Source organism: Clostridium bornimense, from assembly GCF_000577895.1.
GTDB lineage: Bacteria > Bacillota > Clostridia > Clostridiales > Clostridiaceae > Clostridium_AN > Clostridium_AN bornimense.
In genome coordinates, this window is the sequence record NZ_HG917868.1 from 478,079 (window position 1) to 491,973 (window position 13,895).

General features: G+C 28.5%; 11 protein-coding genes. 8 read left to right on the plus strand and 3 right to left on the minus strand.

From position 1 onward, the window contains the following. Positions 1 to 83: 83 nt before the first annotated feature. Positions 84 to 473, minus strand: a complete 390-nt coding sequence (locus tag CM240_RS02215) for a TM2 domain-containing protein (RefSeq protein ID WP_044036088.1) — start codon at positions 471 to 473, stop codon at positions 84 to 86. A gap of 141 nt (positions 474 to 614) precedes the next feature. On the opposite strand from CM240_RS02215, the gene CM240_RS02220 reads away from it, so the two are divergent. From CM240_RS02220 to CM240_RS02250, 7 genes are all read left to right on the plus strand, one after another. Beyond that, on the plus strand, positions 615 to 2,114 hold the full coding sequence (locus CM240_RS02220; protein WP_044036090.1) for an ABC transporter permease: 1,500 nt from the start codon (positions 615 to 617) through the stop codon (positions 2,112 to 2,114). Positions 2,115 to 2,124: 10 nt separating this feature from the next. Then, positions 2,125 to 2,817: an ABC transporter ATP-binding protein gene (locus CM240_RS02225; RefSeq protein ID WP_044036092.1), complete on the plus strand. Its 693-nt coding sequence runs from the start codon at positions 2,125 to 2,127 to the stop codon at positions 2,815 to 2,817. A 171-nt stretch (positions 2,818 to 2,988) separates the two neighbouring features. Continuing rightward, positions 2,989 to 3,756: a ChbG/HpnK family deacetylase gene (locus tag CM240_RS02230; RefSeq protein WP_044036094.1), complete on the plus strand. Its 768-nt coding sequence runs from the start codon at positions 2,989 to 2,991 to the stop codon at positions 3,754 to 3,756. A gap of 25 nt (positions 3,757 to 3,781) precedes the next feature. Beyond that, positions 3,782 to 4,495, plus strand: a complete 714-nt coding sequence (locus CM240_RS02235) for a GNAT family N-acetyltransferase (RefSeq protein WP_044036096.1) — start codon at positions 3,782 to 3,784, stop codon at positions 4,493 to 4,495. Positions 4,496 to 4,809: 314 nt separating this feature from the next. Then, positions 4,810 to 6,696, plus strand: coding sequence for an endonuclease MutS2 (locus CM240_RS02240; protein ID WP_044036098.1), 1,887 nt, complete (start codon positions 4,810 to 4,812; stop codon positions 6,694 to 6,696). An 89-nt stretch (positions 6,697 to 6,785) separates the two neighbouring features. Further along, a complete protein-coding gene (locus CM240_RS02245) occupies positions 6,786 to 7,466 on the plus strand; it encodes a helix-turn-helix domain-containing protein (protein WP_044035761.1) in 681 nt (226 codons plus the stop codon). After that, entirely contained in the window at positions 7,460 to 8,356 is an 897-nt protein-coding gene (locus tag CM240_RS02250) for an IS3 family transposase (protein ID WP_084485331.1), read from the plus strand. Before CM240_RS02245 ends, CM240_RS02250 begins: the two co-directional genes overlap by 7 nt. A gap of 101 nt (positions 8,357 to 8,457) precedes the next feature. On the opposite strand, the gene CM240_RS02255 is transcribed toward CM240_RS02250, so the two are convergent. Beyond that, positions 8,458 to 10,479, minus strand: coding sequence for a methyl-accepting chemotaxis protein (locus tag CM240_RS02255; RefSeq protein WP_051483640.1), 2,022 nt, complete (start codon positions 10,477 to 10,479; stop codon positions 8,458 to 8,460). A gap of 236 nt (positions 10,480 to 10,715) precedes the next feature. Then, entirely contained in the window at positions 10,716 to 12,737 is a 2,022-nt protein-coding gene (locus CM240_RS02260; RefSeq protein WP_051483641.1) for a methyl-accepting chemotaxis protein, read from the minus strand. A gap of 185 nt (positions 12,738 to 12,922) precedes the next feature. Between CM240_RS02260 and CM240_RS02265 the strand changes: the two genes are divergently transcribed. Further along, positions 12,923 to 13,876, plus strand: coding sequence for a calcium/sodium antiporter (locus CM240_RS02265; RefSeq protein WP_044036100.1), 954 nt, complete (start codon positions 12,923 to 12,925; stop codon positions 13,874 to 13,876). Positions 13,877 to 13,895: the final 19 nt, after the last annotated feature.

Below are 13,895 nucleotides of genomic sequence, written 5' to 3' on the forward strand. Positions count from 1 at the left end.
TTACGAGTTCGTGGAAATAGTGAATTGAATAAAGGCTCTCGCTTAACGAAATTTAATCGTTGTTGTGAGGGCCTTTTTTATTTTTAAATTAATGGATTTCCATCTTTGTCAGTAGTTATGCCTGAACCACATAAAATTAAAATTCCTTCAATAAATCCCCATAAAGATGCAAAACCACAAGTAAAGATTGATAAGAATAGTTGAAGAATACCTATACCTACATAACCAAGGTACATTCTATGAACACCTAAACCTCCAAGTAATATTCCTAAAATACCAGCAGCAACTTTTGATTTATAATTTGCGTATATATTTTTAAGTTGTACACCACAATTTATACAAAAATCGGCAGTTACGGTAGTTTCACAACCACAGCTTGGACAAAATGAATTACCATTACCTTTTTTAACACCACAATTTAAACATACATCGGCATTATCATTAATTTTGTTGCCACAATTTCTACAATACATAACAAAAAACCCCTTTAATATTTTTGAATTTAAACTAATAATATCAAAAATGTAATAAGGTTTCAATTACTTTTAAACTACAAGTTGAATTCATGTTGAATTCATATTAGGAAGTTAATATAAATTCAAAGGAGTGATACGATGAGTTTTTTAAAGAGAGGCTTTACAAGCATAATAAAAAGAAAAAGTAGAAATATAATTTTATTTGTAATTTTATTTGTAATTACAAATTTAGTTCTTTCAGGATTTTCAATAAAGAGTGCATCCAAGGAATCTGCTAAATTAGCAAGACAGAAGCTAGGTGCAACTGTTACATATGAGTATGATATGCAAAAGGCAATGGAAGCATCAAGAAGTGAGTCAGATTCCTCTACTGATGGAGGCAAAAGAACTATGCCAACGTCTGAACCAGTTTCTATAGAAACAGCTGAAAGTATAGCAGATTCAGAATATGTACAAGGATATAACTTCGTAAATTCTACTGTGGTAAATAGTGATACTATAACACCAGTTGAGGAAACAACTACTGATGAAAGTAGTGATAGTGATAATGCACCAGCAGATATGCCAGGTGGTAGCACAAAGGAACAAGGCAGTGGTAAGCAAATGATATCAGCAGATTTTACATTAAAAGGTGTATTGAATTCTGATTCTGATGAAGATTTCTATAATGGAACTAGTGAAATCACAGATGGAAGAGCACTTAGTGATGATGATGTAGATAGTAATTATATATTAGTAGAAGAAGAGTTAGCTTATGATAATAATCTTTCAGTAGGTAGTAAGGTTACATTAGTATCATCAGATGAGACAGTTTCAACTGAATTTGAAGTTATTGGTATATATAAAACTTCTGATACAAGTACTAGCAGTCAACCAGGAAGACAAATGATGAATGCTATGAGTCCATATAATAAGATTTATACATCATATAAGGCAGCAGAGAGCTTAAAAGGTGAAAGTAGTACTGGTGATGATACAATTGATAGTGCAGTATATTATTTAAATGACCCTGAAAATATAGATGCATTTAAGGCAGAAGCAGTAAAAAAAGGTGTTGATGAAGACACATATAAATTAGATGCTAATGATGATGAATATCAACAAATGATACAACCTATTGAAAATGTAGCTTCAGTATCAGATAAAGTAGTAATTATTGTAGCTGTAGCAGGAATTGTAGTTTTAACTTTAGTAGTAGTATTATTTACAAAAGAAAGAACTTATGAAATTGGTGTATTATTATCTTTAGGAGAAAGTAAATTTAAATTATTACTTCAATTCTTCTCAGAATTATTAATAATAGGAGTAGTAGCTTTTGGAATTTCAATTTTCTCAGGAAATGTAATAGCTCAAAAGATGGCAGATAGCTTATTAGCTAATGAAGCAACAGTTACAGAGACTAGCAAAACAGTACCAAGTAATGGGCCAGGAGGACAAGGTAGAGGTCAATTTGGAGGCCAAGGAGGTCCAAGTACTAGTAATGTAGAAACAATTGATACAATAGATGTTAATGTAACAGCAAATGATTTAGCTAAATTAGCTGGACTAGGAGTAGTTATTATATTCTTATCAACAGCATTAACTTCTGTTTCAATAATGAGATATAAGCCAAAAGATATATTAACAAGTAGAGATTAGGAGGTATTATATGGAAAAGATATTAGAATTTAAAGATGTATGCTATTCATATAAAGATGGCGATAGAACTAAAGAAATATTAAAATCTAGTAATGTTATTTTCAATAAGGGAACATTTTATAGTATACTAGGGCCTTCTGGATCTGGAAAAACTACGGCTATATCTTTAGCGGCAGGATTAGATACACCTAAAAGTGGTACCATATGTTATGAAGGTGAAGATATTAACTCTATGGGGTTAACTAAATATAGAAGAGATAAAATTGCAATAATATTTCAATCATATAATCTTATAAATTATATGAATGCTGTTCAAAATGTTACTACAGCTATGGATATAAATAAAAAGAAAGTAGCTAATAAAAAAGAAAAAGCGATAGAAATATTAGAAAAAGTAGGATTAAGCAAAGATGATTTATTTAGACCTGTTACTAAGTTATCAGGAGGTCAGCAACAAAGGGTAGCTATAGCAAGAGCTATTGTTAGTGATGTTGATTTAATAATAGGAGATGAGCCTACAGGAAATCTAGATAAGGAAACTGCTAGTGACATAATAAATATATTTAAAGATTTAGCACATAGAGAAAATAAATGTGTCATAGTAGTAACACATTCAAATGAATTGGCTAGACAATCAGATGAAGTTATTCATTTAAATAATGGTAATTTTTCTTATATGAAATCTAGATCACAAACTATGTAGTTTTAGTAAAGCTATTACAAATTCCAGTAAAAAGGATTTGTAATAGCTTTTTATTATGGCACAGGTTTTAGGACACAAGGCACAAGTAAGGTTAATTTTCCCCTGTGACTTGTGCAACAATTCCTTTTATATATAATAAATATTATAAGAAAGTATGGGGGAGATAATGAAATGAGGTTAATAATTAATGGTGATGATTTTGGATTAACTGAAGGTGTTACAAATGGGATAATTAAAGGGATAAAAGAAGGAATAATTACAGATACTTCTGCTTTAGCAAATTCAGATTATTTTTTTGATGCGGCTATTCTAGCTAAAGAGGAAGGAATATTATCAATGGGAGTTCATTTAACAATTACTTTTTTAAAACCTGTATTAAAGGGGTTAAAAAATATAGTTGATAAAGATGGATATTTTTATAGAAAGCCAGTATTAATTCCTGTACCATATGATTATATTGAAATAGAAAATGAACTTAGGTCACAAATAGAAAAGTTTTTATCTACTGGGCTAAAGTTAAATCATTTGGATACACATCATATTTTCTCTATAATGGATGAAAAAATATTTAAAATAGTCGTTAAGCTAGCTAAGGAATATAATGTTCCAATAAGAAGAGATTTTAGTTTGTGTGATAATGAGGAACATTTATTTGATATAGCTAGAGAAAACAACATAAATACCACAGATATATTATTATTTCAATCAGGAAAAGTAGTTACAAAAGAATATATTATAAAAAATATTGAGAAATATAAAAATGAAGGAGATATAACCATAGAATTATTAGCACATCCTGGGTTTGTTGATGAGAAGCTTAAAGGAGTATCGTCGCTTACGTATAATAGAGAAAGGGAGTTAGAAGTATATTTAGATTCTGAAATTAAAGAATATATTAATAAGAATAATGTAAACTTAATAAGTTATAGTAATTTATAAATTTGGGGAAGGAAATATAGTTACTATGGATAAACAAGAAATTGCTGAGAGCATATTAAAAAAGGAAATGATATTAAATGTAGATATGCTAGAGTGTATAAGAAGAGGGACTGCAAATATTATTGTAGTTGAAGAGAATGGAGTATTAATACAAGATAAGGTATCATGTATTTATATGATGTATGCATTATCAGAACAATTTGTAAGAGATAGCGTTGAAGATGTGTTAGAGGCAAATTGTATAGTTTTGCATAATGAATTTGAATATAAGGTGTTAAAAAATAAAATGAAATTTTCACAAGAAATGATTTGTCATAATGCGGTATATTTAAAAGAAGAATATATAGAAGAAAGTAGTTGTGAAGCAGAGATAAAAGTGCTACAAGAAGATTTCATAGAATTAGTAAATAGTAATTATTCAGAATTAAGTTTATGTAATAATGGATACATAGAAGAGCGAATAAAAAATAAAGAGATGTATGGAGCATTTTTAGGTAATAGATTAGCTGGTTTTATAGGAGTTCATGAGGAAGGATCAATAGGAATGTTAGAAGTTATACCAGAGTTCAGAGGAAGGGGGATAGGAAGTGAATTGGAAAGGTATGCTATAAACATTGCAATAGCGAAGGGAAGATATCCCTATTGTCAGGTTAAAGAAGATAATGAAATATCAATGAAATTACAAAGAAGTCTAGGTATGGATATATCAAAAACAAAAGTTTATTGGTTATTTAAGTGAAATAATTATTTATTGACGTGAACATAACAATAGAGTAGTATATATATATAATAATAAAATAAAAGATGAGGTGTCTTTGTGAGTGTTTAGTATCTAAAATAGAAATTTAATATTAGCTTCAAAAAATGGGGTATTATGTACCTTTTATTGTGATGGAGTTAAGCATAACTATTTAAGATACAAGTCCACAAGAGCCGATGGGAGTTTTAATACTACCTTTTATTAGAGTTGAAATTTTAGCTGTGGAATTGTCTACAGCTTTTTTATATTTTTTGTATTTGGACTTGTATCATTACAGGGAGGATATAAAGAGAATGAATAATGATACAATGGAAAAATTAAATTATAATAAATTAAAAGAAATGGTTAAGAGTTATTGTTCTAGTAGTTTAGGTAGAAATCTAATTGATAAATTACAACCAAGTAGTAGTATAAAAGAAGTACAGCGAAGATTAAGTGAGACAACGGAAGGAAGATGTCTTTTAGATGCAGATTACTATATACCATTAGAAGGAATATCAAATGTCACTGTTCTTATTGATAAAATTGATAAAAATGGAGTTTTGGATCCATCAGAGTTAATTAGTATATCGGATTTTTTAAGAGGATGTAGAAAAATTAAGGGTTTTATGAAGAATAAAGAAGGATATGCTCCTACATTAAGTGCTTATGGTGAAAATATATCAGAGCTATGTGAGGTTGAAGAAAATATCAATAATGCTATAAAGGGCAGTGGTATAGATACAAATGCATCTAAGGAGTTAAAAAAGATAAGAAAACAGATAGATATTTGTGAAGGAAGAATTGATGAGAGGTTAAATAAGTTTTTAAGAAATCCTAATAATAAGGAGTATATACAAGATTTTTTCATAAGTAAGAGAAATGATAAATATACTATTCCAATAAAAGCGCAATATAAAAATTATGTTAAAGGAGTTTTAGTAGATACTTCAGCTAAGGGAGGTACTGTCTTTATAGAACCAGAAGCAATCTCAAAATATACTTCAGAATTAGCTATGTTGAAGGCGGAAGAAAGTATTGAAGAATACAGGATTTTATCAATACTGACAGAAGAAATATATAATTATATAAAAGAAATAAAAATTAATGTAGAAGTTATAGCAGAATATGATATGATCTTTGCTAAAGCAAAGTATAGTAAAGCTATAGATGGAATTATGCCAAAAGTTAATGATTGCGGTTATACTAAAATTAATAAAGGAAGGTATCCTTTTATAGAAAATTCAGTACCTTTGGATTATGAAATAGGAAAAGATTATAGGACATTAATAATAACAGGCCCAAATGCTGGGGGGAAGACTGTTGTATTAAAAACTATAGGGGTATTGACATTAGCTACGGAATCAGGATTCCATATTGCAGCAGATGATGGGACAGAGATAAGTATTTTTGATAATATCTTTGTTGATATAGGTGATAATCAAAGTGTTGAAAATTCTCTAAGTACTTTTTCATCTCATGTAAAAAATTTAGCTGATATTTTAAAAAGAACTAATAATTCTACATTGTTGCTATTTGATGAGATAGGAAGTGGTACAGAACCAAATGAGGGAGCTGCATTAGCTATTGCTATGTTAGAAGAGTTTTATTATAAAGGTGCAATTACTATAGCATCTACTCATTATGGTGAGATAAAGAATTTTTCAAGAGAGCATCCGGATTTTGAAAATGCTGCTATGGATTTTGAAAAAGAGACATTAGAACCACTATATAAGTTAAGTATTGGAAAGTCAGGTAATAGTAATGCTCTTTATATATCTAAAAAGATGGGAATACCGGATTTTATAATTGAAAAAACAAAATGTTATATTGAAAATAAAGAATATAGTTATAACTTGATAAAAGAAAGTAAAAAGAAGACTATTATAGAAAAGATTAAAGAGGAAAGTATTAATCATTATAACGTTGGTGATAAGGTATTGTTATTGGATAAAGGTGAATCAGCTATAGTATACAAGGGAATGGATAGATTTAACAATATAACTGTTTTATATAAAAAAGAGTTTTTAGAAGTGAATTATAAAAGAGTAAAGTTAGAAATAAAGAGGGAAGATTTATATCCTGAAGATTATGATATGGAACAATTATTTGTAGACTTTAAAACTAGAAAGATAAAGAAAGATATTGAAAGAGGGTCAAAAAAAGCTTTAAATGAGATAAAAAAGGGTCATATGAAATAATAGATGGGGCTGTCGCACTTTGATATGCTCCCCTTATGGTAGACACATAAAATAATTAAAATGTCTATCATGAGAGGGAGTATTTTTTTATGTGTAAAAAACGTAATTTTAGTGCTGAAGAAAAAGTTAAATATGTTGAGGAATATCTAAAAAGTAAAAATAGTATGAGTCATTTTTCATCTATGCTGGGGATTGCCTTAGAATCTTTTCGTCAATGGATTCGTAACTACAATAGTATAGGCGCGGAAGCCTTTACGATGGAAGGATATAAGGGCTATTCTAAAGAATTGAAATTACAAGCAGTAGAAGCTTATTTGTCAAATTTATATTCTCAAGATGAAATTTGTGCAAAATATAAAATACGTTCAAAAACGCAACTACAAAGATGGATTTCAATATATAATAGTCATAATAAACTAAAATCTTCTGGAGTTGGAGGGACAGCAATTATGACTAAAGGTAGAACTACAACTTATAATGAACGTATTGAGATTGTAAAGTATTATATAGAAAATGATAAAAATTACGCTAAAACAGCAGAAAAATTTCAAATATCATATCAACAAATATATAGTTGGATTAAGAAATATGAAACCAATGGCATTGAAGCACTATTAGATAAACGTGGAAAGCGAAAGCTTGCCGATGAAATGTCTGAAATAGAAAAGTTAAAAGCGAAAAACAAATTACTTGAAGCCGAAAATCGTAGACAACAGATGGAGATAGAATTCTTAAAAAAGTTAGACGAAATAGAAAGGAGGCGATTTTAAGTAAAACAAAAAATGAATTTATCTATTTAGCAATACAAGAGTTGCATAAGCAAAAATCTTTTTCTATTAAAGAATTATGTGAAATAGCCGGTATTGCACGCTCCGCATATTATAAATGGACGAATCGCAAAGTAAGTATGAATGAAAAATTTAATGAGGTGTTATTATCACTTATACAAGAATCATATGAAGAAATAAACGGAATATTAGGATATAGACAAATGACTATAAAATTAAATCGTGAAAATGATTTTCATGTAAATCCAAAGAGAATTTATAGGCTTATGTGTATTCTTAATCTAAAGTCAGTATGTCGTAGAAAACGAAAAACTTATAAAAAATCTACACCTGAAACTGTAGCTGATAATATTCTAAATAGAGATTTCTATGCAGATAAATTTGGTGAAAAGTGGCTCACAGATGTAACGGAAATGAAGTATGGTATTGGAAAGAAAGCATATTTAAGTGCAATTCTAGATCTTTCTGATAAGAGTATTGTCTCTTTTGTAATTGGGCATTCAAATAATAATAATCTAGTGTTTCAAACATTTGATATTGCCCGTAGGGAGTATCCGCAGGCTACGCCTATTTTTCATAGTGATCGTGGTTTTCAGTATACTTCAAAAACATTTAAGAAAAAGCTTGAAGAAGCTAATATGATTCAAAGTATGTCACGAGTATCACGTTGTATTGATAATGGTCCAATGGAAGCATTTTGGGGTATGTTAAAATCAGAAATGTATTATTTAAAGAAATTTAATTCATATGAAGAATTAGAAGCAGCAATTATAGAGTACATAGATTATTACAATAATCGTAGATATCAAAAACGTCTCAACTCTATGACTCCGTTAGAATATAGGGAGTATTTATTAAAATCTGTAGCATAAAATATAGCTAACCACAAAAGTGATTAGCTATATTAAATATTTTTATTATTTCACCTGTCTACTTGACAGGGAGCAGTTCACTTTGTGCAACAGCTCCAATATTATAATTTAAACTTATTAATTAAGTTAGTAAGTTTTGAAGAAATAGATTTATTATGCTCAGCTGCATCTAAGATAGCTGAATTTTGAATACTGATGTTTGTCATATTTTCTGCAATAGTTGTAGAAGATTCAGTAACAGTGGATACTGATGAAGAGATACTATTCATACTGCTTGATATTTGATCCATAGACTCAGAAATTTCAGAAGATATATCTGAAAATTTAGAAGCCATGTCTTTAACAGTAATTCCGGCATCTTTATATGCTACTGTAACGTTTATTAGTTTTGAATAATCTTCTAATATATCATTCTCTAGTATTTTTAGTAATTCTGAAGATGCTATTGATAAATCTTTTACAGCTGCTAAAACATCAGCAACATTTTTTTGTATATTTGTAACTTCGTTAGTTGATTGTTCTGCTAAGCGTCTAACCTCATCAGCTACTACTGCAAATCCTTTTCCATGTTCACCAGCTCTAGCAGCTTCAATAGAAGCGTTAATTGCTAGTAAATTAGTTTGATCTGATATAGATAAGATACTATTAGAAATAGTAGATATATTTTCTACTACAGATACTCTTTCTAGAGATTCCTTTAGTTTTATACTGCAAGAAGCATAGATTTCTTCTATAGTATGCTTAGATTTAAGACTTTCCTCATGAAGTAATTGAGCATCATTTTCTATTTTTGTAGCGGTTTCTATGCTACTACCAGCTATATCTACAGAGCGTTTTGTTATATCATTCACTGATTGAGACATTGTTGAAACTTCTAATAATTCTGCCATTGATTCTTCCATGTTTGAAGATATTTGTTCTACAGTAGCAGTAACTTCTTCTAGTGAAGTTGATATAGAAACAAGCATAGAATCAATAGTGTTGCTGCTATCAAATATATCGTTACTACTATTTTGTACTTCTAGCATGGTTTCATTTAGAGATTCTACTCCTGTATTTAAAGCTGTTATAACGTCACCGAATTCATCTTTAGTATATGATTCACCTCTATATGATAAGTTGTATGATGAAAGTTCTGTAGAATATTTTTTTATATTTAATAAGTGCTTGTTTATTATTTTTTTAATAAATACAGACACAAAAAAGCCTACAATTATAGCTATAATAAATATTACTACCTGTTGAAGTGCAAGTTTTCTTACACTTGAAAGAACTTCATTTTCTGGAACGATAATAGCTATACCCCATGAAGTAGATTCTACGGGACAATAAGAAATTAATTGTCTTTTACCATTAAGTGTAACAGTTGAAGTATCAGTATCTCCACTAGTAACCATATCAAAAAGATTAGTTATGTTTTTGTCATTAAGATCTTTGCCATTTTCATCTCTTAAGATATTTCTTTGAGAAAATACTAGATCCATATCTTTATGAGCCACATATTGACCAGAGTTATTTATCATGAAAGCATAGCCGGATTTACCAAGATTTATATCTTGTATAATAGTATTTATATCTTTAAGATCTACTGATCCACATAAATATCCTACTATTCTTTCATTATCATCTTTTATTGGAGTCACTATAGTAGTTATAGATTGTCTCTCAATTTCTTTTATAAAAGGATCTGTTATAAAGCTTGATTTTTCAACCATTTCTTTAAAGAAAGGTTCATCAGATTGATCTTTAATATCATTTGTATCAGGATAATATCCTGTACCGTTTTTATCCAATATGAAGAGGTTATCAAAATTGGAGAGTGATATTAATTGAAGTAAATAAGAGCGTTGAATATTCCAGTCCATAGATTTTATTATAGGAAGCTTAGCAAATGCTTCTAAATTTTCTTTTCTAACTTGAAGTTCTTTTGATACAGACTTACTAGCATCATCAGATTTAGTTAGTAATAAGCCATTTGTAGAATCTATTATTGAGGTTCTAGAACCTACAAAAGAGATATAGGCAGAAAATAGTGAAATTACTACAACTAAAGATATAATTTGTAGCATAATTTTAGTTCCAAAGTTTAGATTAAATGATTTTTTATCATTTGTTCTGTCCATAAAACATTCCTCCATTAAGTGTTATAAAATTTATCTATTTAGCACATACATAAATTTTATCGAAAGAAAATAATACAAAATACAGTAAAAAAGTACCAAATAATGATTTTCTTTTAATTATAGTTATTAATAATTAAAAATGCACCACAAAGGAATTGATGCAAAATAATTAAAATGAATTTATCATTTATATTGCAAAATCCTATTGTGGTGCTCTTTAGTTAAACTACTTTTTACTATAATTTAAATCTATTAATTAAGTTTAAAAGTTCTACAACTATAGATTTATTATTTTCAGCTTTATCTAAGATAGATGAGTTTTGTATACTTACATTAGTCATATTTTCAGCTATAGTAGTTGCTGAATTAGTAACGTTAGTTACGGAGCTAGATAAACTACCCATACTATCAGAAATTTGATTCATAGAATCAGAAATTTCATTTGATATATCTGAGAATTTAGTTGCCATTTCTTTAACAGTGCTACCAGCATCTTTATAAGCTACTGTTACATTAATAAGATTGTTATAATCTTTTAATATATCATCTTCTAATATAGATAATAATTCAGAAGATGCTAAAGATAACTCATTAACAGCTACTAATACATCAGAAACATTATTTTGAATATTTGTTACCTCAGATGCAGATTGCTCAGCTAAATTTCTAACTTCATCAGCAACAACGGCGAAACCTTTTCCATGTTCACCAGCTCTAGCAGCTTCGATAGATGCATTAATTGCAAGTAGATTAGTTTGATCTGATATAGATAAAATACTATTAGAGATTGTTGAAATATTTTCAACAACAGCGACTTTCTTAAGAGAATCTTTTAATTTTACTCTACATTCAGAATAAATTTTTTCAATATTATCTTTAGATGCAATAGTTTCATTATGAAGAGATTCAGCATCAGTTTCTATTTTATCAGCTATATGTATACTGTCATTAGCGATATCAACAGAGCGCTTAGTTATATCATTTACTGATTGAGACATAGAAGAAACCTCTAAGACTTCAGCAGTTGATTCTTCCATGTTTGCAGAAATCTGTTCTACTGCAGCTGTTACTTCTTCAAGAGAGGATGAAATATCAATAAGCATAGTATCTATTTCTTCACTGCTCTTAAAGATCTCATCTCCACTAGCTTTAACTTCTGACATAGTAGTGCTTAAAGAATCTACACTATTATTCAATTCTGTAATTACTTGTCCAAATTCATCATTAACCTTTACATCACCTCTATAAGAAAGATTATAAGATGATAATTCATTAGAATAATGTTTAACATTATCGAGATTATTTTTTATAAATCTCTTAATTAACATTGATACAGTTACTCCAACGATAATAGCTATGAAAAATATTATTAGTTGAGTGAAACCTACTTTATTTATTGATGATAATAATTCTGATTCAGAAACTGTTAGTGCAATAGACCAAGGCGTATCTTCCACAGGAGTATAAGCTACATATTTTTTATCATTATCTAATGTTATTGCTGTAACGTTGGTTTTTCTATTTTTCATATTATTAAATAAATCCAATGTTGCTTCATCTGATATTTTTTTACCTTTAGAATCTTTTATTAAGTTCTTTTGACTATATACTATATCCATATCTTTATGAGCTACAAATTGTCCAGAATCATTAACTAAGAATGCATAACCGCTATCGCCTAATTTTATATTTTGAACTATAGAGTTTATATATTCTAAGTTTATAGTACCGCAAAGATATCCAATTATTTTTTCAGAAGAATCATTTATAGGAACAACAATAGTAGTTATATAAGTATCATCACTTTTGTTTATATAAGGTTCAGTGATAAAAGTTGATTTTTCCACCATAGTTTCAAAAAATTCTTCATTTGATTGGTCAACTATTTTTCCTGTATCAGGATAGTGACCATACCCATCAGTGGTCATTACAAATATATTTCTAAAGTCCCATTCTTCAGCTTGATTTAATAAAAAGTCTTTTTGGATATCCCAGTTCATTGATGTTATTTCCGGTAATCCAGCGATATAAGTTAATTGTTCTTTTCTTGAATTAAATTCACTAGATAGAACGTTTGCACTTTCTTGTGAACGAACAGATATATTTTCTTTACTAGAATTAATCAAAATTCCTCTTGATTGAACAAATGCTAGCAAAGAAGAGAAAACTGATACAAATATTATTAATGATACAGTTTGTGCAAGTATTTTATTTCCCACACTTAAAAAAGGTTTTTTTATCTTTTTCGCATTTTTCATACATATTCCCCCATGATTAAAAAATTATTCACTTAAGATAATCGAATGAAATAATTGAAACTTTATTATAAGATAAAAAAAGAGTAAAAAATATACAATGAAAGCAAGCCTAAATTAAATTGTTTAATATTTATAACATGTATATAATAAACAGTGAAGATATATAAGCAAAGGAGAAAAATATATTGAGTTACATTATTTTAATAATAGGATTTATTTTACTTATAAAAGGAGCAGATCTTTTTGTTGATGGATCATCATCTATTGCAAAAAAAATAGGAATACCACCTGTGATAGTAGGTCTTACTCTTGTATCATTAGGAACAAGTGCTCCAGAGTTAGCAGTTAGTGTCGTATCATCTATTCAAGGAAATAATGGAATAACATTAGGAAATGTAATAGGATCTAATTTATTTAATAGTCTAGTAGTTTTAGGAGTATCAGCAATGATAGTTCCACTAGTTATTAATAAGAAAGATAGTAAAAGAGATTTTGCTGTTAATATTTTTGCGACTATATTAGTAGTTATTTTAGCATTAGGTTGTTTTATATTAGATGGGAAAGTAATATCAAGAATTGATGGAGTAGTTTTACTTATTTGCACATTAGCATATATGCTTATATTAATATTTCAAAGTAAGGGGAAAAATAGTGATGAAGTAGAGGAGTTTAATAATATTAAGCTACCTATAAAAATTATTTTATCTATAATAGGTGTGGCAGGTATTATTGTAGGTGGTCAACTAGTAGTAAACTCAGCAAAAGATATAGCTGCTACCTTTGGAATGAGCGATAAACTTATAGGGTTAACAATTGTAGCTATAGGAACTTCTCTGCCAGAATTAGTTACATCTGTTGTGGCAATAATAAAAGGAGAAGATGATATAGCTCTTGGAAATATACTTGGTTCTAACACATTTAATTTATTATTAATTTTAGGAGTTGCAGCTGCAATAAATCCTATAGAAGTGTCTATGTCTTTATTTATAGATTTAGCTGTATTATTAGTGGTGACATTATTAATTGGAGCTTTAGTCTTTATTAATAAAAAAGAAGAAAAAACTATAAGTAGAAAAGAAGGATTCTTACTTATTATGGTGTATATAGTATATACAGTATATATTATTATGAGAAATTAAATAATTAGTGAAATAAGGT

Excerpts from the sequence above, each read along its gene's own strand:
- CM240_RS02215 (WP_044036088.1), bottom strand. The coding sequence starts at position 473 with ATGTATTGTAGAAATTGTGGCAACAAAATTAATGATAATGCCGATGTA.
- CM240_RS02220 (WP_044036090.1), top strand. The coding sequence starts at position 615 with ATGAGTTTTTTAAAGAGAGGCTTTACAAGCATAATAAAAAGAAAAAGT.
- CM240_RS02225 (WP_044036092.1), top strand. The coding sequence starts at position 2,125 with ATGGAAAAGATATTAGAATTTAAAGATGTATGCTATTCATATAAAGAT.
- CM240_RS02230 (WP_044036094.1), top strand. The coding sequence starts at position 2,989 with ATGAGGTTAATAATTAATGGTGATGATTTTGGATTAACTGAAGGTGTT.
- CM240_RS02235 (WP_044036096.1), top strand. The coding sequence starts at position 3,782 with ATGGATAAACAAGAAATTGCTGAGAGCATATTAAAAAAGGAAATGATA.
- CM240_RS02240 (WP_044036098.1), top strand. The coding sequence starts at position 4,810 with ATGAATAATGATACAATGGAAAAATTAAATTATAATAAATTAAAAGAA.
- CM240_RS02245 (WP_044035761.1), top strand. The coding sequence starts at position 6,786 with ATGTGTAAAAAACGTAATTTTAGTGCTGAAGAAAAAGTTAAATATGTT.
- CM240_RS02255 (WP_051483640.1), bottom strand. The coding sequence starts at position 10,479 with ATGGACAGAACAAATGATAAAAAATCATTTAATCTAAACTTTGGAACT.
- CM240_RS02260 (WP_051483641.1), bottom strand. The coding sequence starts at position 12,737 with ATGAAAAATGCGAAAAAGATAAAAAAACCTTTTTTAAGTGTGGGAAAT.